This is a genomic window from Rhizobium sp. WYCCWR10014 (assembly GCF_001657485.1).
GTDB lineage: Bacteria > Pseudomonadota > Alphaproteobacteria > Rhizobiales > Rhizobiaceae > Rhizobium.
In genome coordinates this window covers 566,286-589,381 of the sequence record NZ_LXFU01000037.1, presented here as the reverse complement: position 1 = coordinate 589,381, position 23,096 = coordinate 566,286, and the positions used below count along the sequence as shown (strand labels likewise).

The 23,096-nt window shown below is 56.6% G+C and carries 24 protein-coding genes; 9 read left to right on the top strand and 15 right to left on the bottom strand.

All coding sequences use genetic code 11. The features are described 5' to 3' along the window. Positions 1–6: 6 nt before the first annotated feature. Complete coding sequence (locus A6U98_RS19645; RefSeq protein ID WP_064652090.1) at positions 7–1,314, top strand: HlyD family type I secretion periplasmic adaptor subunit; 1,308 nt, start codon at positions 7–9, stop codon at positions 1,312–1,314. Positions 1,315–1,464: 150 nt separating this feature from the next. Then, complete coding sequence (locus A6U98_RS19640) at positions 1,465–2,160, top strand: SGNH/GDSL hydrolase family protein (protein WP_064652289.1); 696 nt, start codon at positions 1,465–1,467, stop codon at positions 2,158–2,160. Positions 2,161–2,202: 42 nt separating this feature from the next. On the opposite strand, the gene A6U98_RS19635 is transcribed toward A6U98_RS19640, so the two are convergent. The 14 genes from A6U98_RS19635 to A6U98_RS19570 all read right to left on the bottom strand — a co-directional run bounded on the left by A6U98_RS19635 (position 2,203) and on the right by A6U98_RS19570 (position 15,647). Continuing rightward, positions 2,203–2,679, bottom strand: coding sequence for a glycosyltransferase (locus A6U98_RS19635; RefSeq protein ID WP_064652089.1), 477 nt, complete (start codon positions 2,677–2,679; stop codon positions 2,203–2,205). Further along, complete coding sequence (locus A6U98_RS19630; RefSeq protein WP_064652088.1) at positions 2,676–3,134, bottom strand: glucuronosyltransferase; 459 nt, start codon at positions 3,132–3,134, stop codon at positions 2,676–2,678. Before A6U98_RS19630 ends, A6U98_RS19635 begins: the two co-directional genes overlap by 4 nt. A 210-nt stretch (positions 3,135–3,344) precedes the next feature. Then, on the bottom strand, positions 3,345–4,322 hold the full coding sequence (locus A6U98_RS19625) for a glycosyltransferase family A protein (RefSeq protein ID WP_064652087.1): 978 nt from the start codon (positions 4,320–4,322) through the stop codon (positions 3,345–3,347). Further along, a complete protein-coding gene (locus A6U98_RS19620; RefSeq protein ID WP_064652086.1) occupies positions 4,319–5,203 on the bottom strand; it encodes a glycosyltransferase family 2 protein in 885 nt (294 codons plus the stop codon). Before A6U98_RS19620 ends, A6U98_RS19625 begins: the two co-directional genes overlap by 4 nt. Next, complete coding sequence (locus A6U98_RS19615; protein WP_064652085.1) at positions 5,200–6,174, bottom strand: glycosyltransferase family 2 protein; 975 nt, start codon at positions 6,172–6,174, stop codon at positions 5,200–5,202. The genes A6U98_RS19620 and A6U98_RS19615 overlap by 4 nt, the downstream gene beginning before the upstream one ends. Positions 6,175–6,265: 91 nt before the next feature. Beyond that, complete coding sequence (locus tag A6U98_RS19610) at positions 6,266–7,234, bottom strand: glycosyltransferase (protein WP_064652084.1); 969 nt, start codon at positions 7,232–7,234, stop codon at positions 6,266–6,268. A 171-nt stretch (positions 7,235–7,405) separates the two neighbouring features. Continuing rightward, complete coding sequence (locus A6U98_RS19605) at positions 7,406–8,350, bottom strand: glycosyltransferase family 2 protein (RefSeq protein ID WP_064652083.1); 945 nt, start codon at positions 8,348–8,350, stop codon at positions 7,406–7,408. 83 nt (positions 8,351–8,433) lie between these two features. Beyond that, positions 8,434–9,255, bottom strand: coding sequence for a hypothetical protein (locus tag A6U98_RS19600; protein WP_064652082.1), 822 nt, complete (start codon positions 9,253–9,255; stop codon positions 8,434–8,436). Positions 9,256–9,294: 39 nt separating this feature from the next. Beyond that, the gene (locus A6U98_RS19595) at positions 9,295–10,299 is read right to left on the bottom strand and encodes a polysaccharide pyruvyl transferase family protein (RefSeq protein WP_064652081.1); all 1,005 of its coding nucleotides are present in this window, start codon (positions 10,297–10,299) and stop codon (positions 9,295–9,297) included. Positions 10,300–10,331: 32 nt separating this feature from the next. Continuing rightward, complete coding sequence (locus A6U98_RS19590) at positions 10,332–11,834, bottom strand: lipopolysaccharide biosynthesis protein (RefSeq protein WP_064652080.1); 1,503 nt, start codon at positions 11,832–11,834, stop codon at positions 10,332–10,334. A gap of 151 nt (positions 11,835–11,985) precedes the next feature. Further along, a complete protein-coding gene (pssM, locus tag A6U98_RS19585; RefSeq protein ID WP_064652079.1) occupies positions 11,986–12,888 on the bottom strand; it encodes an exopolysaccharide glucosyl ketal-pyruvate-transferase in 903 nt (300 codons plus the stop codon). Then, positions 12,885–13,391, bottom strand: a complete 507-nt coding sequence (locus A6U98_RS19580) for an acyltransferase (RefSeq protein ID WP_003542119.1) — start codon at positions 13,389–13,391, stop codon at positions 12,885–12,887. The genes pssM and A6U98_RS19580 overlap by 4 nt, the downstream gene beginning before the upstream one ends. Then, positions 13,391–14,542, bottom strand: a complete 1,152-nt coding sequence (locus A6U98_RS19575) for a glycosyltransferase (RefSeq protein WP_064652078.1) — start codon at positions 14,540–14,542, stop codon at positions 13,391–13,393. Before A6U98_RS19575 ends, A6U98_RS19580 begins: the two co-directional genes overlap by 1 nt. Before the next feature lie 31 nt (positions 14,543–14,573). Next, on the bottom strand, positions 14,574–15,647 hold the full coding sequence (locus A6U98_RS19570; protein WP_064652077.1) for an endo-1,4-beta-xylanase: 1,074 nt from the start codon (positions 15,645–15,647) through the stop codon (positions 14,574–14,576). 206 nt (positions 15,648–15,853) lie between these two features. On the opposite strand from A6U98_RS19570, the gene A6U98_RS19565 reads away from it, so the two are divergent. Continuing rightward, on the top strand, positions 15,854–16,228 hold the full coding sequence (locus A6U98_RS19565) for a hypothetical protein (RefSeq protein ID WP_064652076.1): 375 nt from the start codon (positions 15,854–15,856) through the stop codon (positions 16,226–16,228). Between the two features lie 30 nt (positions 16,229–16,258). Here A6U98_RS19565 and A6U98_RS19560 read toward each other — a convergent pair whose 3' ends face one another. Continuing rightward, complete coding sequence (locus tag A6U98_RS19560; RefSeq protein ID WP_064652075.1) at positions 16,259–17,149, bottom strand: DUF6030 family protein; 891 nt, start codon at positions 17,147–17,149, stop codon at positions 16,259–16,261. A 526-nt stretch (positions 17,150–17,675) separates the two neighbouring features. Between A6U98_RS19560 and A6U98_RS19555 the strand changes: the two genes are divergently transcribed. The 6 genes from A6U98_RS19555 (at position 17,676) to A6U98_RS19530 (ending at position 23,005) form a co-directional block, all read left to right on the top strand. Further along, positions 17,676–18,368 carry a methyltransferase domain-containing protein gene (locus tag A6U98_RS19555; RefSeq protein ID WP_064652074.1) on the top strand — a complete coding sequence of 231 codons (693 nt, stop codon included), beginning with the start codon at positions 17,676–17,678 and terminating at the stop codon, positions 18,366–18,368. 169 nt (positions 18,369–18,537) lie between these two features. Continuing rightward, positions 18,538–18,963: a helix-turn-helix transcriptional regulator gene (locus tag A6U98_RS19550; RefSeq protein WP_064652073.1), complete on the top strand. Its 426-nt coding sequence runs from the start codon at positions 18,538–18,540 to the stop codon at positions 18,961–18,963. A 9-nt stretch (positions 18,964–18,972) separates the two neighbouring features. Continuing rightward, complete coding sequence (locus A6U98_RS19545) at positions 18,973–20,817, top strand: hypothetical protein (RefSeq protein ID WP_064652072.1); 1,845 nt, start codon at positions 18,973–18,975, stop codon at positions 20,815–20,817. Between the two features lie 20 nt (positions 20,818–20,837). After that, complete coding sequence (locus A6U98_RS19540; protein WP_064652071.1) at positions 20,838–21,050, top strand: hypothetical protein; 213 nt, start codon at positions 20,838–20,840, stop codon at positions 21,048–21,050. A gap of 42 nt (positions 21,051–21,092) precedes the next feature. Then, a complete protein-coding gene (locus tag A6U98_RS19535; protein WP_064652070.1) occupies positions 21,093–22,301 on the top strand; it encodes a YcaO-like family protein in 1,209 nt (402 codons plus the stop codon). After that, positions 22,298–23,005: a TfuA-like protein gene (locus tag A6U98_RS19530; RefSeq protein ID WP_064652069.1), complete on the top strand. Its 708-nt coding sequence runs from the start codon at positions 22,298–22,300 to the stop codon at positions 23,003–23,005. Before A6U98_RS19535 ends, A6U98_RS19530 begins: the two co-directional genes overlap by 4 nt. Positions 23,006–23,096 lie beyond the last annotated feature (91 nt).

The following is a 23,096-nucleotide window of genomic DNA, read 5'->3' as shown; positions in this document are numbered from 1 at the left end:
AAAATTGTGAGCAAGGTTATCAGTGAATCGAAACGCTCCCTCAATCGGCATGTTGCCGTTGTCGGTGTGTTGTCGATAGCCCTCGTTTGCGGCATTGGCGGTTGGGCGGCGACGACAGAGCTTTCGAGCGCCGTCATCGGCGAGGGCGTGATCGTCGTCGACGGCGATGTCAAGAAGGTCCAGCACCTGACAGGTGGTATCGTGTCGGAACTGCTGGTTTCCGAAAACGACCATGTAACGGCCGGGCAGGTGCTGATACGGCTCGATGGGACGACGACAAGAGCGAATCTCTCGATTGTCGAAAGCACGCTCGCTCAGCTTTATGCGCGCCGCGCTCGTCTGAAGGCGGAACGAATCGGGGCCGATTCGTTCGAGGTCGAGGAAAATATCAGGGATCTGACATCCAGCACCTCCGCCGAGAAGCTTCTCGATGGCGAGCAGAAGTTGTTCGACAGTCGCAGGACTGCGCTTATTGGAATGAAGAGCCAGTTGGCATCGCGCAAGGACCAACTGGGCGAGCAGGTAAAGGGGTTGGTCGTTCAGATCAATGCCACCAACGATGCCTTGGGCTTGATCGAACAGGAGCTTGAGGGCATTGATACGCTCTACAAGAAGGGCCTCGTCACGCTTCAGCGTTTGAATACGCTCAAGCGCGCCCGCGCCGATCTCCAGGGCAACAGCGGCCAGGAAATAGCAGCTAAGGCGGAGGCCGAGGGTAAGGCAATCGAGATCGATCGCCAGTCGATCCAGCTGGATGAGGATCGTCGTTCGGAGATTGCAAAGGATCTGACCGACGTCGAGGCGCAGATCGCCGAATATGAAGAGCGCCGCGGAACCGCAGTCGATCAGTTGCACCGTCTCGACATTACCGCACCGTTGACTGGGCGCGTTCACGAACTTTCGGTTCACACCGTCAATGGTGTCATCGATCCCGGTCAGACGCTGATGCTCGTCGTTCCCGAAAATAACGAACTTATGGTCGAGGCGAAAGTCGCCACCCGCGATATTGACCAGGTTCACGTCGGCCAGTCCGTCGATGTGCGTTTCAGCGCTTTCGATCAACGCACGACGCCTGATGTGAGCGGTGAGATTACCTCGATCGCGCCCGATATCGTCAAGGATGAGCGCACGGGCATCAGCTACTATCCCCTGCGCGTCAAGCCGAAGCCCGAAAGCATTGCCAGGATGAAGACGATAAAGCTCTATCCCGGCATGCCGGCCGAGGTCTTTATCAAGATCGGCGATCGGACGGTGATATCCTATCTGACGAAGCCGCTGACCGATCAGATGCAGCACGTATTTCGCCAGGAGTAATTGGCGGCTGTTTTACGTCGTTAAGAGCCCCGACGCTTCAAAGCAGCCGTTGTCATCCGCCAGGATGGTGGTTGGATGATTTCGCATTGCTCGGACAGGCATGCGCGGCCATTTCACGAAATTGTCTCAAGCCTGCTGCAAGGTCTCTTCATGATATGTTTGCAGTTTTGGCGAGCAGTGCGGACTGAGAGGCGGCCGGCCTGTGGACTGGTTTTGTTTCTGGCGGGTCTGGTGATGCTTTCGGCGGTCAGGAACAGCTATGCCGATAGTCCTCCACCGCTGAAAATAGTGGCCTTCGGAACATCCTTGACGGCGCGCGGGGGATGGCAGCCTGCCCTTGAGACAGAGCTTGCAGCCTGCCTGCAGAGGCCTGTGAAGGTCGAGAGCGTGGCAAAAAGCGGTGAAACGTCACTATGGGCGCTGACCCAGATTGATCGCGTCGTTGCCGAGCAGCCGGATATCATCCTGATTGAGCTCTACGCCAATGATGCGACATTACATCGGTTCGTGTCGCTTGCGCAAAGCCGAGAGAATATCGGCAACATCCTCGACCAGCTCCAGCAGCGCCTGCCGCAAGCGCGGATCATCGTCATGGCCATGAATCCGTTTTCAGGATTGCGTGGGCTGATCCGTCCCTTTGTCGACAGTTATGTCTCCGCACATGAGGCGGAGGCGCAAAAACGTGGTCTGGAGTTTGTCGACCACCGGCCCAATTGGGAGCGTCTGACGCCGGATGATCTGGCCACGGCAATTCCTGATGGCGTGCATCCTCTGCCCGACATAGCCTCGAAAATCATTGCGCCTGAGCTCGTCAAACGTATCGCCGGCAACAATTGCGGAGAATGAAAATTCGCTCGTAAGCGTCAGAGGCTATGACGGCTCTCGGGGTCAGACTGCCGTAATATAGTTTTTCAGGTAGGTGACCAGTGAAGCCCGACCGGCTTCCGACGAATCTTCGTGAGATGGGCTATCCAACTCTTCGAGCAGATAGTTCCGGAGATCGTCATCGGTGTGTGCGACATAGATGCCCGGTCGGCCCACGAGCTGGCTCACCGTGGCGAGCTGATGATCGTTTCGGTGCTCGCCGAGAGCCGCCTGTCGGGGGACGAGAATGATCGGTTTTCCAAAACGCTTGGCCGTAAGCACGGTGCCAATTCCCGCATGAGAGACGATGACACTTGCATCGCGAAAGACGTTATCAAAGTCCTTGGGCTCGATATTCTTGATCCATTTCATATTCTGTGGCGTGTAGGTGCCCTTGCCGATCTGCGCCAGAACCGGTTTCGACAGTTCGTTTGCGAAGGTGTCGACAGATTTGACAAGGCGATCAAACGGCAGCTGCGTTCCGACGGTGACAAGGATCAAAGGACAGCTCCTGCGTAATGGGGGCCATCCGGCCTCGACAGATGTTGCCATTGCGTGAGCCAGAGCGTCGCAATATGGCCGGCCAGTTTACCCGATAGAGACAGCTTCTCGACATTGGCGACGCTATCGATCCAGATCGTCCGCTTGCCCGTCAATTTGCCGGCCAGCAGGCAAAAAAGCCCGGGTGCGGCACCGGTCGAGATGATTACGTCGGGCCTGTGCTTGATGACGATGGAGAAGGCGGTGAAAAAGCACCGGATCGACATGGTTATCGAGTCGCGGCTGCAATCGGGAAGGACTAGTCCGCCCCGAATGTCGTATTTTGCAAGCAGTCCCGGGATGGTCGTTGCAAAGACGATATCGCAGCCCTCGAATGCGCCGCGCATGGCCATCAGTTGTTCCCAGTGGCCGCCTCCCGACGAGGCAGCTAGAACCTTCAATTTTTTGTCAGCCATAGACAGGCATCTCCTATATTTGACCGATGGATAAGGGCGAAAACCGTTCTGTTCGAACAGCGATTGTGTCACGGTGGTTCAGTAGAAGTGTACCATTTTTGGCCCGGTTGATTGAAGCCTTGAAGTTCATGGACAGCCAATCACTTGTGATGTTTTAGCTCGAACATAATAGAGGTCAGAACTCTTCCAAGGGCGCTTGCGCAAACAATATCAGAGAGCGGCATTGGGCTTGTACTCCTGGTATGCATGTCCGAGAATTCCATTAACCATGCCCGCGCCGCGTAAAACGTGGGTGAGGGCTCGCATGCCCCAATAGGGTGAAATCAAGATCGCCGGCAGCATGACCATCCCAAGCACAACTCTCGTGGCGCCATAGGCCGCGCGATAGATCCGGCGCTTGAGGTTGCCATGCAGGACCTCGCTGACTGCGAAGGTATTGCCGAGCCGGTATTGTCTTTGCAATACCCATTTCCAGGTCATCCGGCTGGCCGGAACGATATCATGAACAAGCGCCTTGTCAGCCCAGAAGACCTGCATGCCACGGCGGATGGCTTGGTTGAAGAAAAGGTAATCCGTGCCCCCGGTGAAGCGCATCTTCTCTTCAAAACGCAGATTCCATGAACGGATCAAGGGATAGTCGAACATGACGTTGTTCGAGGCCGCATAAGAAATGCGTTGACCGTCCTTGTTCTTCTTGCGCTCGAACACCCTTGCCTTGATGAAATATTCCGGCGGGTTTTCGGGATAGACCGGTTGGACGGGGCCATAGACGCAATCGGCGCGGTTTTTTTCCCGTGTCTCCAGCATCGCATCCAGCCAGCCGTCGACCGGCCATTCGTCATCGTCGAGAAAGCAGAAGAGGTCGGTGCCTGGAGGTGCCGAATCCAGTGCGCGATTGCGTGCAAAGGGTATGCCCTGGTTTTGTTCGATGACGTAGATCAGGTCGTAGGCACCTGTTTGGCCAAAGCTCTCTACCGTAGCTCTTGCGCTGCCCGCCGCATCGTTATCCACGATCACCATGGTGAGATGATAGGGGCGAGTCGGGTGCCTGGCCTGGCGCGTCATGACGTCAAGCAGCTTGGCGATCCCGTCGAGGCGGCGATAGGTCAGCACACCGACGGCGATCTTAAGCGGTGCGGCTGCTTCTGTGCCGACGGATGAATGCGGAAAAGTCTCTTGCTGATTCATGACTGTCCTCTCCGCAGCATATTTCCCAAACGCTTGCGCGCCGCCATCAAGGCCACTTCGGTCGCTGCAGCATCGCCGAACGGACCGCCGGCCACCGTGTTGCGAGCTTCGCTCGGGAGCTTCAGAAGCGATGTCGTTTCGGCAATTCCGCCGGCCACCAGGCTTTTGCCGAGTGCCTGCAGCCCGTCATAGCGGCGTGCCAGTTCGAGCCCAGTCGCGATCATGATCCGCGGGCGCAGTGTCTTTGCCCTGCTTGTGCCCGTGTACCGGTTCGACTCATGAATGCGCTGAAATGTCAGCGGTGTTTCGACGATGGCGCCGCGGCCGAGAAAGGCAGCAGCAAACTTGATATAATTGTCGCTGAGGACGACGTCTGTCGCGACCGACATCGGCAGTATCTGGGACAGCAGATTGCGGCGGAAGCTCAAGCCCGATGTCGGAACCGGAAGCGAGGGAAAGCCGCCCCTGCGAAGCGTGTCCCGCTTGTCGAACAGTGTCACTTGCAGCTCAGCAGGAGGCTGGTCGCTTTCCTCGGTCGTCACCCGGTCGAAGCACCAGTCGATCTCGTTGCGATCGTAGATCTCGGCGATACGAGCAAGTTTGCCGGGCAGAAACGCATCATCGGCATCGAGGAGAAAGAGGATATCGCCGCTTGCGGCCGCAAAACCGGCATTGAAGCTCGAGGCCTGTCCACCATTCTCCTTCAACACGGTCAGGATCCGCTCGCCATAGGAAGCAAGAATCTCTTGGGAATCATCGGTGGACCCATCGTCGACCACGATCACTTCGAAGTCGGGATAGACCTGCGACAGAACACTGTCGATGCATGGGCGCAAATACTGGCCGTAATTGAAATTGTTGATAAGCACCGATAATTTCAATGCACGACCTCCTGTGCTAGTCGACCAGAATGATTTACTGCCGGTGCGTATCGGCGAAGTCCGGCGCGGTAACCACGCATGTAATAGTACTTCCAGATGGCCCAGAACCGCTTCTTTGATCGCGGCAACGGATAAAGGAGGGCTGCCCGAACCGCCCAGTTGGCGCTCTCGATCCAGGTTCTTAAGGGGATTCCCCCGATCTTTATACCTTTTGGAATGTCCTCGGCGAAGAGCGCCGGCATTCCATAGCCAAGACGTTCCCCACGCTTCTGTACCCAAGCCTCTGTCACGCTAGAGGCTGGAATCCAATGATGAACGATGGCCTCGGCGCACCGATAGGTTTTCACGCCGCTTCGGGATAGCCGGCTGACAATTTCCGTATCCTCTCCCATTGCGAAAAGGCCTCCTGGAAGCGGCCCGATATCTTCGCGGAATCGAACATTGCTGCCAAGCAATTCGCGACGCACGGTCGTGTTCGGGCCCCAAATTTTAGTCGGGTCGCATGGGCCACTGGGTTCCTGGTCGGCTATGGCGAAGGTTGATCCCATGGGAATCCAGTCCAACAGCGGATCCCCATGGGGATAATGCTCCCAATTTGGAAGAATTCGGCCGCCGATAACGCCGAAATCCGGGTTCGCCTCCGCACATGCAGCGATCGAACTCAACCAGTTCGCATCTGCCTCGACGTCGTCGTCCGTAAAAACGATCAGCGCTCCTCGAGCTATTGCCAGAGCTGCGTTCATAGCGCCTGATTTGCCTGGGCGGGTATGATTAACAACAACAATTGGAAGCTTCTTTGCATATTGATCGAGAAGCTCCTGTGTTTCGTCTTTACTGTTGTTGTTGACGCCAATCAGTTCCCATTGTTCGACTGGAAGATTTTGCCCCAACATCGAATCCAGCATCTGTTGAAGCCGTCTGCTGGCGCCGTTGAAGGACGAAAAGATGACACTAATTCTCGGATCCGTCATCAAACCCACTCGCCTCCTGACGTGCGAAAATCCTGCCCGCTGCCTCCGCAGCTGGAGCGCTTCCTGTCGATGCCGCGGTTTAGTACTTTCCTCATTTGGCACCGACCTGAGAGTAGATCGTTTTATTCATCGCAGATCGCTGCTTGAGAAATTGGCGCAGGATCCCCTGTCTCACCGACTGCGCCCAGAGCAATTTGAAGCGAACGCCGCTTAGCGGAAATCTCTTGACGACGACGTTGGCCGGCACCATCAGAAGCCATCTCAAGGCGCTAGCGATGGGCAGACCGCCAATTTTCGTTTTGCTGTCGAAGAGGTCCGGCCGAACGATAACCAAGCCCATGCCATAACGCTCGCCGCGCCGCAAAACCCAGCCTTCGTTCACGTAGCCCTTCCTAATAATATGCCGAACCCCGGGATGCCGCGAGTGAAAAGCCTTGGCTCCATTCTTCTCCAACCTGAGAGCGAAAGCAGTATCCTCGCCCATGGGGAACTGAGCGACAGTGGCATCCGGGCCGAGGCCGTCGTGAACGATATAGCCGGATCCTAAAATGGAACGACGGAAGGCCGAATTCGGCCCCGATATCAATGCCGCTGAAATCGGCCCCTCGGGTAGACCGCTATTTAGCGCATAAAGAATCCCCAGATGCCCGTATTTGATAAGCCATGATGCCGGCCTTTCCTCCCATTCGGGCGTTATTAGGCCGCCGAATATGGCAAACTGTGGCTGCTCATCTGCCAAGGTGAGAAACTGCTCGATCCAATCCGGCGCGGGAATGACGTCGTCATCGGTTAAAATGACGAGTTCGCCTTCCAGATAACGGAAACCCAAAGTCAATGCGTACTGCTTACCTTGTTTTGGCTCAAAATAAACTTCCAGCGGAAGCCGCTCCTTATAGGAATTCAAGACTGCTGCAGTGTCGTCGCTGCTGTTGTTGTCGACTGCAACGATTTTCCATTCTTCCTGCGGTAGGGTGGAGGCGCATAGTGCGTCAAGCATCGTTGGCAGAGTCTTCTCACCGTTATAAGTTGAGAACAGTATTGTAGCCTTGACTTTGCTCATTTGATGCTCCGGACCTCATTTCGGTCGGATCGCTTCGCTGTGCGATTCGGGTCACGCCTTTGCCGATGTCTTGGGCCTGCGATAGAACGCTGTCGATGCGTGGGCGCAAATACTGCCATAAACTTTTGATGAGCACCGAGAGTTTCAAATTACTGCCTCCTGTGCAATCGATTACTGCGTCATCGTCTGAGAAACGTATCGGCGAATTCCGGCGCGATAGCCACGCATGTAATAATATTTCCAGATCGCCCAGAAACGTTTCTTCGATCGCGGCAGGAGATAAAGCATTGCTGCCCGGAAGGCCCATTGTGCGCTTTCGATCCAGGTCGGAAGCGGAACTCCGCTTAACCTCACCCCTCCAGGCACCTCGTCGGGAAAGAGCGCCGGCATGCCGTAGCCAAGCCGCTCGCCTCTTTTCTGTACCCAATCCTCCGTCACGCTCGACGCCGGAATCCAATGATGGACCACGGCCTCGGCGCATCGGTAGGACTTGGCGCCATTGGCCGCCAGGCGAATGATGATTTCCGCATCTTCACCCATGGCAAAAATCTTTCCGGGAAGAGGACCGATATCTTCGCGGTAGCGCACGCTTGTCCCGAGCAGCTCTCGCCGGACGATCGTATTCGGGCCCCAGACTTTCGTCGGGTCACACGGTCCACTTTGGGTGTCATCGACTATCGCAAAGGTGGATCCCATCGGAATCCATTCGATAAACCTGTCTTTTGGTTCTTTCTCCCATTCAGGGACGATTCTGCCGCCGAAGACGCCATAACTCGGATGGGCTGCGGCGCAGTCGACGATCGCTTTCAGCCAGTTCGGTTCGGCACGAACATCGTCGTCCGTAAAGACGATGAGATCCCCCTTCACCCGATCCAAGGCCATATTCAGCGCGCCGGACTTTCCCGGCTTGCGCTGCTGCAGGATGGTGATGGGAAGCTTGTCACTATAGGTTTCCAAAAGTTCAAACGTGCCGTCATTGCTATTGTTGTCGACGGCTATCAGTTCCCACCGATCATGGGGAAGCTCCTGGCGCACCAAGGAATCCAAAGTGTGGCGCAGCCGGCGGCTGGCGCCATTGTAGGATGAAAAGAGCACGCTGACCGATAGATCCGACATCAGTTATCAACCCTCTTGGTGAAGTCGAAAGAGAAAAGCTTCATATTTTGACTGCCTGTGCGATGTTCGAATGGGATCGGCGCTTACGCGGGGTTCGACCGCGTCTTACCGAAAAACTCGCGCCTGTGACCCTCGCCGAGTACCCTCAGCTTACGAAGATTGCGCAACCACCGCCGCGGTTTGGTGAGTACGCCGCGGTTCAGGAAATACTGTCGCAGCAGGCTCGGTGCCTGACTATGCGATCCGCCGTGGGCGACCCGATAGACTGCCCCGCGAAAGGGAAGCTTCGTGAGCGGCGCTCCCCGTTGCGCAAGAATATCCGCTATGCGGACATGGCTGCCCAGCATCGACTTGATCCAGTCGAGCGAAGCATCCTCAAAGCGTTCAGGTAGTTCGTAGAGATCTGCACGAATGATCAATGAGGTACCGCAGAGATGGCTGAAGTCGTCGTGGCCAAACAGGAAGTTACCGCCATCGTCCCAGATATAACCATGGTCGATCGTCCATCCGTTGGCGTCCCGATTTTCGGACACGTGTTGAACGATTCGCGAACTGACGAAATCGTCGTCATCAACAATCATGAAGAAGCGACTGTCGGTGGCATTCAGCATGCCATTTAGAACGCGACGGCCTTTGTCTGCCCGGAAGGCATCAAGGAAGTCTTCCTTGCTGCCCTTTCCAAGCTCATGCAGATCGTTCGGCGGAAAGGTGACACGCACGGCGGAGAATTTTTCCGGCAGGTCAGGCAGATCGGCGCCTTCGTTTGCCACGATGATGCCGCGCCAGTCCCCATTGGTCTGGTTGGAAATGGAAGCCACGGTCTGGGTCAGATTTGCCTTCAGCCTGCTCCAGTCGCGGGCATTGTCCTGATGTCGGACCGGGATAATGAAGGTGACAAGTGTCATCGGATTACCTCCTGATCCTGCAAGGGTGCAGCGTCTCTGTCATCCGCGCGCTCCTTGCCCGGCCTGGTGACGCGCCCACTCGATTCCATCCTCAAGCGATGTTGCCTTGTATGAAAGTTCGGTCCCGCCGGAGAAGGCATTCATGAAGCGACGGATCTTTCCGTAGCTGTTGTCCAGCACGGCATGCGGCCGGCCGAGCAATAGCGAGCAGATATGGACGTGCAGGCGATCGGTAACGATGGCGCGGGCGCGTGAAATCTGGCTGATGCCGCGCTCGAAGCGGTTGTGCGCTGCGGCGTCCAGCTTGCGCAATGCCACTTCGCTCGGCTTCAGTGCCAGGAAAGCCGAAGCTGCTCCCAACTTCTTGGCGATATCCACCTTCCGCTTCGACTCAGTGATCCAGTCTTCCACAGGAATATCGGAAGGGATCTTACGATCGGTGCCGCCAACCCGTTCCGCATCCTCTCGCAGCATGGCGAGGACAGAAATTTGCGTAGCCCTGTCCGGCAGCGGCCCGATGGCGAAGGCCATGTCGGGGCATAGCCGGACGGTGCAGTCGAAGTGCTTCTCGGAAAATTCCTTCGATTCTTCATCGCGCACGAGCAGGACGAAATTCTTATGACGCGCGATTGCGCGTGCGGATTGCTCGATGCGCTCAGGTGAACTGTAGTGGATAGACTGCGGGAACTGGACGATCTGCCGATCCGGGAAACGCTCCATGATGGCTTCGCGGAAATCCTGATGGGAAACCCAGATGTCACCGAAATTGCCGCCGCCATGAATGAAAATCGGACCGGTCGGTACACGCTTTTTCAGCTCATCTGCGGAAAAATCCGCTGTTCTCGAAACATAGTCCGGGCGTTTGCCGAAGCGATCCTTCAGATAGGCCATTTCGCCCAGCCAGATTGCGGAGTCGCCGCAATTGCGGATGTCGGGGAAATCGAGGATTGCAAGCGGTTCATCGCGTGAGACATAGTCTTTCAGGCAATCATGGATCATACCATTAAGTTTTGCGATCAGCTCCGTTCTGGATTGGCTGGTCATTCTGCCTCTCTTGTTGATGTTCGTTTTAGCTTTTAGGCCGACTTGGGTATGGCCATACGTTTGGCTTTTGACAGGAACTTGACAAAGATACGCTGAACTTCGGTTTCCGGGCCATTTGGCTTCTTCATCGCGAGCCAAAGGACAAAGCTGGAACCGACATAGAGAATACCGCCGGTGATGACCAGTATGGCCAGATGAAGGGCCAGGCCCAGCTTATCGGTCGGCATGTTCAGGACATGTGACAGTCCCCAGACGCCGGCGGCCATCAATGCCACGCTGACAAGCGCGCGGAAGTTGGCCCCGAGTTGCTGAAAGAACGGCAGGCCGATCAGTCGCTTGACGAGAAGCATATTGACCGCGGTTGAAATCAAACCCGTCAACACACGCGCGTAGACGACGCCTGGAAGTCCGGCAATCATCAGGCCGACGATGATAATGGGAACGCGGACCACCAGCATCTGGGCGTCGCGGATGAACAGCAACTTGGTATGACCCTTTGCCATGCCCAACGGCTGGACGAGTGAACCGAGCGTCTGCAGAGCAAAGACCGATGCGAGCGCCTGAACGATAAAGATGGCGGGAATCCATTTCTCTCCCAAGGCGAGCCGCATCATCGGATCAGCTACAACGGCCATGCCGATTCCAGCCGGAAGCGCCACTGCAGCCAAAAGCGCCTGCGCGCGCTGATAGGCTGCGATCAGCCGGACTGGGTCGTTGCGTACTCTGGAAAAGCCCGGATAAATCGTCTGGTTCAACGGTGCCGTGGCCTCACGGGTCGGCAGCGTCGAAAGGGTGTTGCCGACGGTATAGTGGCCAAGCTGCGTGGCGCCCAGCATCTTGCCGATCAACAGATACTCGATGCGCCAGTTCAGCGTGTTGACGATCTGTCCTGCCGTTAGCCACAGCGAGAACGAAAACAATTCTCGCGCATGCCGGAAGGTTACGCGCGGCACGAAGGGCAAGACGGTATAGGAAACGATGATATTGGTGATCTGATAGGCGAGGGTGCCGAGAACAAGAGCCCAATAGCTCTGGTAGATCGCAGCGATTGCCACCGTCACGACGAAGCCGACCAGCTTTTGCGATACGTTGAGAACGAATTCCTGCCAGAAGATCAGATCACGCTGGAGCATGACGCGACGTGGATTGGCCAGGCCGCTGAGAAGCAAGCTGAAACTCAAAGCAAGCATGACGCTTGTCAGCCGGGGCTCGTTATAAAATTCGGCAATTGGAAAGGCACTGGCGGCAAACAGCAAAGCCAGGATCGCGCTTCTTGTCACGCTCAGCGTCCAAACCGCGCTGAAATGAACCTCGCTCGGGTCCTCGTGGCGGATGAGCGCCTGATTGAGCGAAAGTTCGGTGACGGAACTCAGGATGACCTGGATCGTCGTTGCAATGGCAACGAGACCGAAATCGGACGGTGCGAGGTACCAGGCGAGAACGAAGGTGCTGAGCGCCGAAAGCCCGTTGACGATGGCGCGGGACAGGCTCAGCCACATGCTGCCCTGGATCAGCCGGTCGGTAACACTGCTCATGGTCGAACGGCTCCGCACGTCAATGACATTGAACGCTGAAGCGGGCCAAGCGCCCTTCCAAAGTACTTCTCCCCCTTGCGGGAAGAGAGGGAGTTGATGGAGTTAGAAAGGATCATGCCTTATCGCCTCGTCACGAATCGGGTTTGCGGGGTCACAGGACGCTTGCCGTTTTCTTGGAAAAATCCTGCTTCAGGCGATCCAGTTCCAGCAGCATTCTGTTGTGCGCATTTACCATGGACGTGTCGGAACTCAGTTGTCCCGGCTTCTCTGCTACCCGCTGGAGCGTCTTGACCGTCGACCCGAAGACATAATTGCCAGTGAGCTGCCGAATGCGGCGGTGGCGGAACGTTATGTTCTTCAAAAGGTAGGTGTTATTCCGTACCAGTGATGCTCCTGCTTCGACGACGTTTGACGGGCCAATCGGGTCGAAGTCAATCTCCAGATCAAGCGCACTTGCCCAATCGTACCACTTGGCGCGGTTCCCCGGCGCGATCGGCCGGATCGCCCGCCAGGGAACGCGCAGCGCGTCTGAGATAATGCAGCCATGCATCGCCTCGGAGACCACTTTATGCGATGCGCTGATTTCGGTCAGAACCTTTTCCACCGGCCAGCGCGGATCGATATAGTGAATGCCTGCGAGCTCGCAGACCTTGTCCCAACTGCCGTACATGGCACTTTCGTAGTGCGGCATGAAGGAGACCGGGTATCGCTTTTCGATGCTTTTCGCATCCCAGCAGCTGCGCGTGAGGATGCCCGAATCGCCGATGGCGTAGCTCGGATCGATGCCGAGGACCTCGGCGGTCTTCTTTCCGCGCACGAAATAGAAGGTCCAGTTGCCGTCGACTTTCGGCGGGTTGGTGTAGCCGCCATAGCCCGAGCCGAAGACGATCTTCTGCATGTTCGGGTCGAAATTGTCGTAGAGGATCGAGCCGATGCCGAGAAAGAGCTGGCTTTCGTCCTCATCGAAGAAGCCGGGCAGCAGACGCTCCCAGAGCCAATGGTTCAGTTCGTCGCCAAAATTCTCGTGTTTCCCCCGGTAGGCAAACATCTTCATCGTGCTTCTCCAGTCGGCAAGTGCGTCACGATCTGCGAGACCGTCTCGTCTTCGCGTGCCATGCGTCCGTAACGCGAAATGATCTTGATGTCGCTGCGGATAATCTTTGCCGGATTGCCCGCCACGAGCGAGCGCGGCGGCACGTTCTTGGTCACCACCGAGCCCGAGCCGATGACACATTCGTCGCCGATCTCGACGCCGGGCAGAATGATGCTGCGGGCTCCGATGAAGCAGCGTTTGCCGATCCTCGTGTGGAGGTAAAGCCCGCGTGTGAGATCGTGGGTGAGAATCGCAGCCTCAAAGGCGACGTAAGTTTCCGCGCCGATATGCAATCCCTTCGGGTTGGTCTTGTCGAAACGAACGCTCAAGGAAAAGCTTGCCGTCGGATCGATGTCCATTCCCCAGAACTTCGTATAGTAGAGCCATTTGGCCGTCACAATGCTGTTCCGCAGCGGCCGAAATACATTCAGTCCCCACTTCGGCTTTTTTCCTGTCTGCACCATCAAGTCCGACCCCGGCTGGAAAATTCGTCTAGCACGGAACTGTAATAGTCCTCGAGCATCCCCGTTTGGCGACGTAAGTCGAAACGCTCGGCCACCAGAAGCGGTGCCCGCGCGCTAAAGGCTGTCCACAGAGCCTGGTCGTTGAGCAGCCTTCCGACCGCCTCCGCCATTCCTGCGACATCCCGCTCCTCCACGAGATAACCAGTTTTCCCCTCTTCGATCGCTTCGCCCACACCTCCCGAGCGAAATGCGACGACCGGAGTACCGACGGCTTCCGCCTCAAGATTGGCGAGGCCGAAAGCTTCGGCGTGACCATTGTCGAGGGTCACGCTTCCATGAAGATAAAGCTCCGCACTGGCGAGCAGATCTCTTATCTCAGTCTGCGACAGATTTTCATGGATCGTGACGCTTGGCAAGGAACGACGCGCCAGTGCTTCGATTTCCTCCTTCAACGGACCTTGGCCGACCATGACGAATTCGACCGGGGTGCCGGCGGCGGCCACCCGTGAAAGCGCATCGATCATGAAGCGATGGCCCTTGTAGTCGACGAAGCGGGCAATTGAAACCACGAGCCCTTTTTTTCGCGGACGAGGCTCCATATTGAAGAGATCGAGATCGATGCCGATGTGATGGCGATAGACACGTTCGGCACGAAAGCCGAGCGCCAGCAGCCGGTCGCGGATGAAATCGGAAACGGCGATGTTCCAGCTGTTCCAGCCGGCCATCTCGCTCCGGCCCTTGGCGAAGAAACGCACCTGATTGAAGCCGCCCGGCTTTTTCGGGTCACCGCGATAGGTGGCATCGAAGCCGTGGAACGTCGTGACCAGCGGCTTGCCGGCGGCGCGCGCCAATGGGCCGATGACATACCCGTTCTTGCCAAAATGGGCGTGAACGAGATCGGCTTTGCCGATCGCGGGAAAGAGGAAGGGAAGGCCGATCTGCGGGATTTTCAGAAGCAGTTCACCGGCCCGTGCAACGGGCGACCGACGGATGTCATGAACCGGAACAGTGGATTTTTTTGTATGGGCCGAAGAAATTCGCGAGCCAGCAAGAATTTCAGCTTCGAAAGAACGAAACGCTACCGCCTGGTTGAGAACAAATGCCTGGCTGGCAGGCAAAAATTTTTCCACATAAATAACGGCTTTTTTCATGAATCTGTTCGCGTCTCCGTTGTCTTGTGCATCACATCGCCTCTATTGCCCGCCGGATCCCATCAACTGCACTTCTTGGCGCATTATTTTCGTCGTAGAGATTAACGCGCTTCGTGCAAGCCGCAGCGGGATCGGTCGCTTTCTCATCGGGCGCTCCGTATTTTTCCGACATGCCCCATACCGTCACGCCTTTCAAGTCGCCATGTTCGGCCGCGACAGTGATCACCTCGCTGAAAATATCGGCGTAGGAGGCCGGCGTGAAGGCTTTGTCGCGGTTCAGGAAGTGGCAGGACGCATCCAGTTCGGTGATGAAAACGCCGACACCCATATCCTTCAGCGCCGCGCAGAAGCGCCCCATTCCTTCCGGATCGATCCGGTCGAGGCCGGGGCGGAAATGCGCCTGCAGTCCCACCGCATTGATCGGCGTTTTTTTGGCGACGAGATCCTCGACGATTTTCAGAATGCGCGCGCGCTTCTGTTCGAACACGTCGGATTTTTTCTCCAGATGCGTTTCGTTGAGCACCAGCGTCGCGCCGGGATTGGCCTGGTGCGCCATGTCGAAACTCATACGGATATACTCGTCGCCAAGAAGGCGTCGGAAAACACAATCCCGCAAATCCGGTGCATCATACTCCAACGGTTCGTTCACTACATCCCATGCATCGATCGAGTTCTTATAGCGAGTGACAACCTGTTTTATATGACGGTTCATGGTCGCCTGAATGGTCTTTGCGTCCGTGATATCAGACACCCAGCCCGGGACGCGATACCAGATCAGCGTATGGCCATAAACCCTCATGTTGTTTTTGCGCGCAAATGCAACCATGCGGTCGGCGCTGCCGAAGCTGAAAACACCCGGTCTCTTTTCCGTCGCACTCCACTTCAGTTCGTTTCGCGGCGTTATTGAATTGACGTTGTCGATGTAGATCTCGGCAGCGATTGGATCGTTGATGTTTTGAAAATCGATTGCCGATCCGAATCGGAACGACCTCCTGTCGGCAAGGACGCGCAGCCCTGCAGCGGCAGGCACCTGTGCCAGGGCTTGGCCCGTGCGGACATAGAACAGAGCGAGCGGAACCGAGGCGAGGAAACGTCTTCTATTCATTCTATCTCTCACTGTTGGCTTTTTTCATGTCCGCGGTGGAATTTGAAAGGCCGGACTCGTCGGCACCGATCCATCACGAGATTCGCGTTCAATTCAGCAGAGCAATACAACCTCAAATATACTTTCCCGGCAGGGGATATTGTTAGCGTCTGCTAGACTTTTCAGCATATTCCAAGATATAAACCGCTCGGGGAGGGCCGCTCGTGATGGAAGATTGGTCCAGCTATCTGATGAGCTATTTTCACATGGCATTTCAAAATGCCGTTTTTTTTATGGCGACCATTCGAAACGGTCTGTCCCTTCTCGATGACTGGCAGTTCGCAGTCCTTGTTCTCGGCATCATCGGCATCATTTTCCTCCCGTTCGCAGCGCTGGTCAGAATGTCGTGGCGGTTGCGCCGATCGGAGATCGTCATTCGCTCGCTGAACGAAGACCTTGCGCAAGTCACGCAGGACCTCAATGTCGAGCGTGTCTGGCGTCTGGCGGGTGGGGACAGCACCGAACGGCCGAGTGCGGACAGTTTGAAAGAGCTCTACAAGATAATGGCCAGACATCACGATGATGCAAGTCACATGGCGTGATCAATCCGTGCGTGGCATGAAGCCGAAGACCTAATGCCGATGTTCCTGACTTTCAGCCGGCGCTTCGGTATGGGGGGGCTTGGAGACTGATTCCGGTTGCGCGCTGTCGATCTCGACTGCGGGGTCCGGCAACGGCAGCCATCTTCTGCCGGAAAAATAATTTCTGGTACTTTTCTGAGGTCCTGAAGTCGCATCCAGCGAGAGCGTGAAGTTGTAATTCCCGGGATTAAGTACCTCGCGGGTGAAGCCGATACTGGCTCCGAAGCCGTCTTCCTTGATGTCCTTCAGGCTCTTGATCGCGTTGAGGGTCTCGTGAAAATCGAGCCATTGCGGTTGCCGCAGCATGATTTCGAAAATTCGCAGAATGCCGGGATCGAGCTGGCCATTTTCATCGGTCTCGGGATTGATGATTTTCACGCGCATATTGTTGATCGTGCCGGCGGCGTCGCCGCGAACGATGACGAAGATGGAGCTCGGGAGTTGATCCTTCTCCCGCTTGCCGCTCCGCTCGAAAAAGCATTCAAATGTATCGGCGTTGAAACTCGCCGCCGCCCAATCGCTGGTTTCGATGCCGGCATCGCGCAGCGCCGCACACATTGCGGCGCCGGATATCCGCCATGTCCGCAGGAAAGTCGACGCGGTCTGTACCATTGGGGGTTCGATGACATGCAATGGAAGCATGAAGGTGGCCGGTGGAGTCGGGCGGGGAAGGGCTTTGGGGGGCGGTGGCCTGACCTCCGGGGGAAAGAGATCGAAGCCAAAATAATGGCTGACCGTCTTTAAATGCTTCATGTCGTTGGAAAGCAGCACCGTTCCCATGACCAGCGAGAGGGAAATCGTCAGCAGCAACCAGAAGACCACGGGAACCCGCGGTTTCCCCACCGGCTGTTTCGCATATGCGGACGACGAATTATCGGGCAAGCTTGTCTTCTCCGGCGCGCGAGAAGGGGTTTCTATCGGGCTGTCTAAATCCAGCAGTATACATTTATCCGTTAAATATCTTTGGCTTCTTGTCGGCAATTGGGCACCTTTGTGCCTCGTCATCGGGAAAGGGCGCTACAGATTTCGGCGGAGGCGCTTTAACGCCATTTCAATCGGGAATCTCGAATGCAACTGCGGACAATCGCAGTGGCAAACAGCCGATGATATCGCCATTCGACCCATGAACTGACGATTTTTATATTCGAACAATTCTGATTTATAAATGTTGTTTTCCGTTATCATTATGAGATCTGCTAATTTCTATAGGATATCTTCAAGAATTATTAGATAAAATGTCAAATCACATCAGTTTATAATTTATTATGGCGAGTTTTCACGCAAAAGTTTTGTTTTTTGTTATAAAATCATAGATTATATTTTGGTTATTCTTGTAATTCGACGGGTCTCATCAAATTTTCGACGTATTCCTCGATACGGTTGCCGCGCAATCGCCGAGGAGAGGGCAATGTCCGTAGAGCTAGACGCAACCACTTATGTTCACGCCAGACCGACAACCGCGCGCGCCTATATCTTGCCAGCCGTGCTCGACGTACTGGAGAGCCATTTCGACGGTTCTCTTCAGAACGACGTCTTTGATTTGGGATGTGGTACCGGCGGGGCGGCAGCGGCTCTTGCAGGAAGGGGATATTACGTCGTCGGCGTCGATCCTTCCAGTGATGGCATCGCCAAGGCCAATGTCAACTATCCCGAACTGCCGTTGAATGTCGGCTCGGCCTATGACGACCTTTCCAGGGAGTATGGCACCTTCCATGCCGTCATCAGCCTGGAGGTCGTCGAACATGTCTACGATCCGAAGGCTTTCACCTCGACGATGTACGATCTCGTCAAGCCGGGCGGCATCGCCGTCATGTCGACACCCTATCACGGCTATCTGAAGAACCTTGCCCTGGCTGCGATGGGGAAAATGGATGACCATTTCATGCCGTTAAAGGAGCATGGGCATATCAAGTTCTGGTCGAAAAACACGCTGAGGACGCTGCTGCTGGATGCCGGCTTCGACAATGTTCGTTTTGAGTATGTTGGAAGGATTCCCGTTCTCGCCAAGTCGATGATCGCCATTGCGCAAAAACCTCTCAGAGAGGGTGTCGGAGCGGCAACGAATTCGGATAACGTTCGTCCGCTGCGAAGTGCGCGATAGAGCGCGGGTGCACCCGCGCCAAATGGCGAGCTGCGATATTCCACAGGTTGTTTTTTACTGTGTGAGCCGCTGAAAAAAATCCTTACGAAATATTTACTTTTAGTTGCATTCTTGCTTAAACTCTCCATTATACAGCCGGGCGTGCTGATAAAGCGGGAGACTTATTCACATGAAGGCTAAATCGCCGAATTCGATTGACGTCTATGTTGGCAACCGCGTGCGCGTTCGGCGAAAGACGCTCGGGATGACCCAGAACGGCTTGGCCGAACTTCTAGGCATTACCTTCCAGCAGATTCAGAAATACGAAAAGGGAACGAATAGAATAGGCGCCAGCCGTCTTCAGCGCATATCCGAGATTCTTCGCGTGCCCGTCGGCTTTTTCTTCGAGAACGGCGGCTCCGGGCCGATCGACGGCGCGACGAATGAATTGAACAGCTTTTTGTCCTCGAAGGAGGGGCTGGCGCTCAACAAGGCATTCATCGCCATCGAGGATCCGAATATCAGGCAAAAGCTGGTGGCGTTGGCCAGAAGCCTGGCAGCCGCGGGATTGCCTGACAGCGACAGTGAGCTGCAGGATTCGGTCGTGAACAGCTGAGGACAGATCGTGCTTCATCTGCAGACATTCGGCGATCTGCGGTTGATCGAGACGAATGGCGACCCGGTTCGCTATCCGATCAAGGGCCTGTTGATGATGGCCCATCTCTATGCCGGCGCCCATGATCTCAGCCGTTATGAATTGGCTCAGTTTCTATGGAATGACGTCGAACCCGAGCTTGCGCGGCTCAATCTGCGCAAACTGCTTTCCCGCATCCGCGAGACAGATGGCGGACGCGCCGAAATGCCCTTCGATTTCACCGCCACCACGGTTCGTCTCAACAGGCAGGCAGTTTCCAGCGATCTGGATATTTTTCACGCTGACGGTTCGCCGCTGGAGCGGCTGAACGCGATCGCCGAACTGACCCAGCGTGGGTTCATCGGAAATATCAAACCAGCGACAAAGCTGATAGACGCCTGGATCAGGGCGCAACGGGACGCTCAGGCGCTGCAATTGCGGCAGGCATTGCTGGATGCGTTGCCGGATGCGCAAAAGCCCGGCGCTGCGCGCTCCATTTCCGGCGCTGCCTTGCAGATCCTCGAACGAGATCCGAATGACGAGCAGGTCAGAGCCCTGCTGCACCGACTATCTGGCGGTTCGTCCCTCACCGAGAGATTGCCGAACGGCGACGGCCATGGCGGGGTGCAGGTGAAGCGTTCCGAGACCGGCGGTGAGACAACTGCCGACATCGAACGCGTATCGCAGGCGCCGCTGATCCTGCCTCGGCTGGTGCTGCTTCCCCCGACATCGAAACATGCCGATGCCGGGCTTGCGCTTGCCAACGCCCTGATCGAAGACGTCACTATCGAACTCTGCGCGCTCAGAAACATTTCGATCGTAGCACCCCATACGGCCGGCCAGATCCGCCGCGACTCCGAGAAGGCTGCCGTGGTCGCCCGTCACTCGATCGCCTATCTTCTGGATACACGGCTTTCCGAAGAGGGATTATTCGCTCAGCTGGTTTATTTTCCCACGGACGAGATCATCTGGGCCAATCGCTTTGCGATGACGCCCGATATATTGCCGCGTCAGAGACGGCTAATCGCGCAGCAACTGACCATGTCGGTGGCCCGCGAGCTGGCTGAAAACGAGGAAGAGCGCTTACGCTTCGAAGCCGATCCTGAGGCCTATCACGCCTATCTGGTGGGCTCGAGCCTGATGAGCAAATTGACATTGCCGCATATCCGCCGGGCACGAAAAGCTTTCAAGCAGTCGCTGTCGCATAAGGCGGATTTCTCTCCCTCATTTACCGGGCTGGCGAGAACCTTCACCAGCGAGTGGCTCGTGACGGCGCAGGGAAACAATGAACTGCTGCATCTGGCGGAGCAGCACGCGCTTCGGGCCATCGAGCGGGATCCGGCATCGGCGGCGGGCCATCGCGAGCTTGGCGTCACCAAACTCTATCTCGGCGATGTCGATGCCAGTGTCGCCGCACTTGATCTGGCGGAACAACTCAGCCCGCATTTTGCTGATGTTATCTACAGCCATGCTGACACGCTCGTGCATGCATCCCGCCCTGGCGACGCGCTCGCGAAGATCAGAAGAGCGATTTCGCTCAATCCGATCGCGCCTGACGCCTACCTTTGGTGCGCTGCGGGAGCGAGCTTCTTCCTGGAACAGTACGAGGAGGCCATCGCTTATGTTGAGGCGATGAAAGACAAAGCGCCGGCCCATCGCATCGCCGCGGCCAGTTGCGCAATGATCGGCGATCGAAAACGGGCGCTCTTCCATCGGCAACGGGCCGAAAGTATCAACCCGGCCTTCGACGTCGAGAAGTGGCTCGCCATCGTTCCCTTCAAGGAAGATTGGCAAAAAAAGCTTTATCGTGAGGGCCTGCTGAAGGCCGGTTTTTAACAATAGCTGAGGGGCATTACATGGCGAAAGCTGTCATTATAGGTATACCTGGTGAGGCGGGTCTCTGGCTTGTCGATCTCGACACGGGTACGGTCAAGCCTCTCAATCCAACGGGGGAATTGGCGACTGCAAACGGCCTGCGCAAGGCCGGCGGCACGTTCGTGAAGGGCGTCGACCTCGCCGTCGCGGTTTCCTCGGCGCAGGTTGCCCTTTCCGGTCACGTCGACGGCTGAGCTGGCATTCTGACGCACCGGTCCATATATTCCGACAGGGTCATGTCGCCGCGGGAAACCCTTTCCCGCGTCGAACCTCTTTTGGCCGGGTTCGGCATCACCAGGGTTGCGCGACATACCGGACTGGACGATATCGGAATCCCCGTCTGGTGCGCATACGCCCCGAATTCCCGCTCGATCGTGATTGCCCAGGGAAAGGGTCTGACCGATCTCGATGCCAAAGTATCCACTGTCATGGAAGCCCTCGAACGGGCGGTCGCCGGCGAACCCTCCGTCGATCTCGTCCACGGCACCTCTTCCGGTCTGCAGGAAATGGGGCACAAGACCGACGCGCTGAATTGCCTGACCGCTGTCCATAAACCCGATCTCGGACCGGACGAGGAGACGGAATGGGTTGCCGGCGTCAATATCCTCACCGGCGAGGAGGTCTATGTCCCCTTTGAAGCGGTGGTGCTCGACCGCACGCGTGACGCGCGATACTGGATGTCGTCGGATGGCCTGGCATCGGGAAATAATGTCGAGGAGGCGATCTTTCACGGGGTCCTGGAGCGTATCGAGCGTGACGCCCATGTGTTGTGGCAGGTAGGCGCAGAAGCGGATCTTTATGCCGGCTGCGTCGATCCCCGCGGCTTTGAGGACGGCGCCCTGAACGGGTTGATCGACAAGATCGAAACATCGGGATTGGCGCTCAGGCTCTTCGATATCACCAGCGACATCGGGATCCCCTGTTTCACCGCCATGCTGGGTCCTGGGAATCCCCTTCTAGGCCCCCCGGATCTTCACGCCGCCGGGGTTATTAGGCTTGGGGACATTCGCCTCGTCGAGGTGACCGGCGGTACCGGCGCTCACCCGTCTCCCGTCCGCGCGGCCATTCGGGCGGTGACGGAAGCCGTGCAATCCCGACTGACCTATATCAGTGGAGCCAGAGACGATATTTCTCCCGCAACTTTCTCACGATGTCTGCCGCCGCTGATGCGGCAGGCCTTCGATGCGGTTGCCGCAGCGCCCGCTGCCACTATCTACAGTGACGGGGTGGTAGGACATCGGCAACAGGATCTGGCGCAGTTGCTGCAACATGTGCTCGACGCGCTCAGAAACAGGGGGATCGTTTCGGTGATCGCCGTGCGCCTCAGCAAGGACACGCTTCCGTTCAGTGTTGCCAAGATTGTCATTCCTGAGCTCGAAAATCCGGAGGGAGCGCGCGCCCGGCGATTTGGAACGAGGGCGCTTGCCAGGGCAATAGGGTTTTGAAGCTCATTTTCGCAGGTCCCAGTCTTCCCGATGCGGCGTCGCTGGCCGGCGAGGGGATACGCGTCTTGCCGCCTGCCACGCAAGGCGATGTCCTAGCCGCAGTGGAGCAAGGTGCCAATGTCATCGGCCTTATCGACGGCGGCTTCGAATATGCCGCACCGGTCTGGCACAAGGAAATTCTCCATGCTCTGTCGCTCGGCGTTGCGGTTCTCGGGGCGGCAAGCATGGGCGCGTTGCGCGCTGCCGAATGCCATCCATTCGGTATGATCGGGATCGGCCGCATTTTCGAAGACTATTGCACCGGCCGGCTGGTCGACGATGCCGCCGTCGCGCTCACGCACGCGCCGAGCGCGCTGGGCAGCAAGCCGCTGACGGTACCGCTCGTCAATGTCAGCGCAACACTCGATGCGATGGAGGATCGCGGACTGCTGGAAAGTCGGTTGCGCCAACAGGTCGAAGATGCCGCAACCGCGATATTCTTCAAGAAACGAACGTGGCGGGCGGTCGTCGAGCAATGTGCAGGGCTGGCCGAACCGGATCGTGCGGACCTGCTGGCGGCGCTTCTGTCGAACGCCGTCGATCAAAAACGCATCGATGCCTTGGAATTATTGAAAGCCGTGCAGGACGTCCACGACATTCGCTCGACTGCCGATCTGCCCTGGAAACTGCACGACACCTCATTCCCCACGCGCCCTGCATTGTGAACCGAAGCCGGCAATAGTCACCGAGGGTTGTGTCACGCTTTTTTCACGGGCTGGATCACCTCCACACGCGTATCATTTCTTCAATTCGTTG

Bases quoted from the DNA above. Each gene is read 5' to 3' on its own strand.
- A6U98_RS19555 (WP_064652074.1), top strand. From the start codon at position 17,676: ATGTCCGTAGAGCTAGACGCAACCACTTATGTTCACGCCAGACCGACA.
- pssM (WP_064652079.1), bottom strand. From the start codon at position 12,888: ATGAAGATGTTTGCCTACCGGGGGAAACACGAGAATTTTGGCGACGAA.
- A6U98_RS19590 (WP_064652080.1), bottom strand. From the start codon at position 11,834: ATGAGCAGTGTTACCGACCGGCTGATCCAGGGCAGCATGTGGCTGAGC.
- A6U98_RS19600 (WP_064652082.1), bottom strand. From the start codon at position 9,255: ATGACACTTGTCACCTTCATTATCCCGGTCCGACATCAGGACAATGCC.
- A6U98_RS19535 (WP_064652070.1), top strand. From the start codon at position 21,093: ATGTCGCCGCGGGAAACCCTTTCCCGCGTCGAACCTCTTTTGGCCGGG.
- A6U98_RS19640 (WP_064652289.1), top strand. From the start codon at position 1,465: ATGATATGTTTGCAGTTTTGGCGAGCAGTGCGGACTGAGAGGCGGCCG.
- A6U98_RS19565 (WP_064652076.1), top strand. From the start codon at position 15,854: ATGGAAGATTGGTCCAGCTATCTGATGAGCTATTTTCACATGGCATTT.
- A6U98_RS19550 (WP_064652073.1), top strand. From the start codon at position 18,538: ATGAAGGCTAAATCGCCGAATTCGATTGACGTCTATGTTGGCAACCGC.
- A6U98_RS19605 (WP_064652083.1), bottom strand. From the start codon at position 8,350: ATGTCGGATCTATCGGTCAGCGTGCTCTTTTCATCCTACAATGGCGCC.
- A6U98_RS19610 (WP_064652084.1), bottom strand. From the start codon at position 7,234: ATGAGCAAAGTCAAGGCTACAATACTGTTCTCAACTTATAACGGTGAG.
- A6U98_RS19575 (WP_064652078.1), bottom strand. From the start codon at position 14,542: ATGAAAAAAGCCGTTATTTATGTGGAAAAATTTTTGCCTGCCAGCCAG.
- A6U98_RS19580 (WP_003542119.1), bottom strand. From the start codon at position 13,391: ATGGTGCAGACAGGAAAAAAGCCGAAGTGGGGACTGAATGTATTTCGG.
- A6U98_RS19540 (WP_064652071.1), top strand. From the start codon at position 20,838: ATGGCGAAAGCTGTCATTATAGGTATACCTGGTGAGGCGGGTCTCTGG.
- A6U98_RS19570 (WP_064652077.1), bottom strand. From the start codon at position 15,647: ATGAATAGAAGACGTTTCCTCGCCTCGGTTCCGCTCGCTCTGTTCTAT.
- A6U98_RS19615 (WP_064652085.1), bottom strand. From the start codon at position 6,174: ATGACGGATCCGAGAATTAGTGTCATCTTTTCGTCCTTCAACGGCGCC.
- A6U98_RS19595 (WP_064652081.1), bottom strand. From the start codon at position 10,299: ATGACCAGCCAATCCAGAACGGAGCTGATCGCAAAACTTAATGGTATG.
- A6U98_RS19625 (WP_064652087.1), bottom strand. From the start codon at position 4,322: ATGAATCAGCAAGAGACTTTTCCGCATTCATCCGTCGGCACAGAAGCA.
- A6U98_RS19630 (WP_064652088.1), bottom strand. From the start codon at position 3,134: ATGGCTGACAAAAAATTGAAGGTTCTAGCTGCCTCGTCGGGAGGCGGC.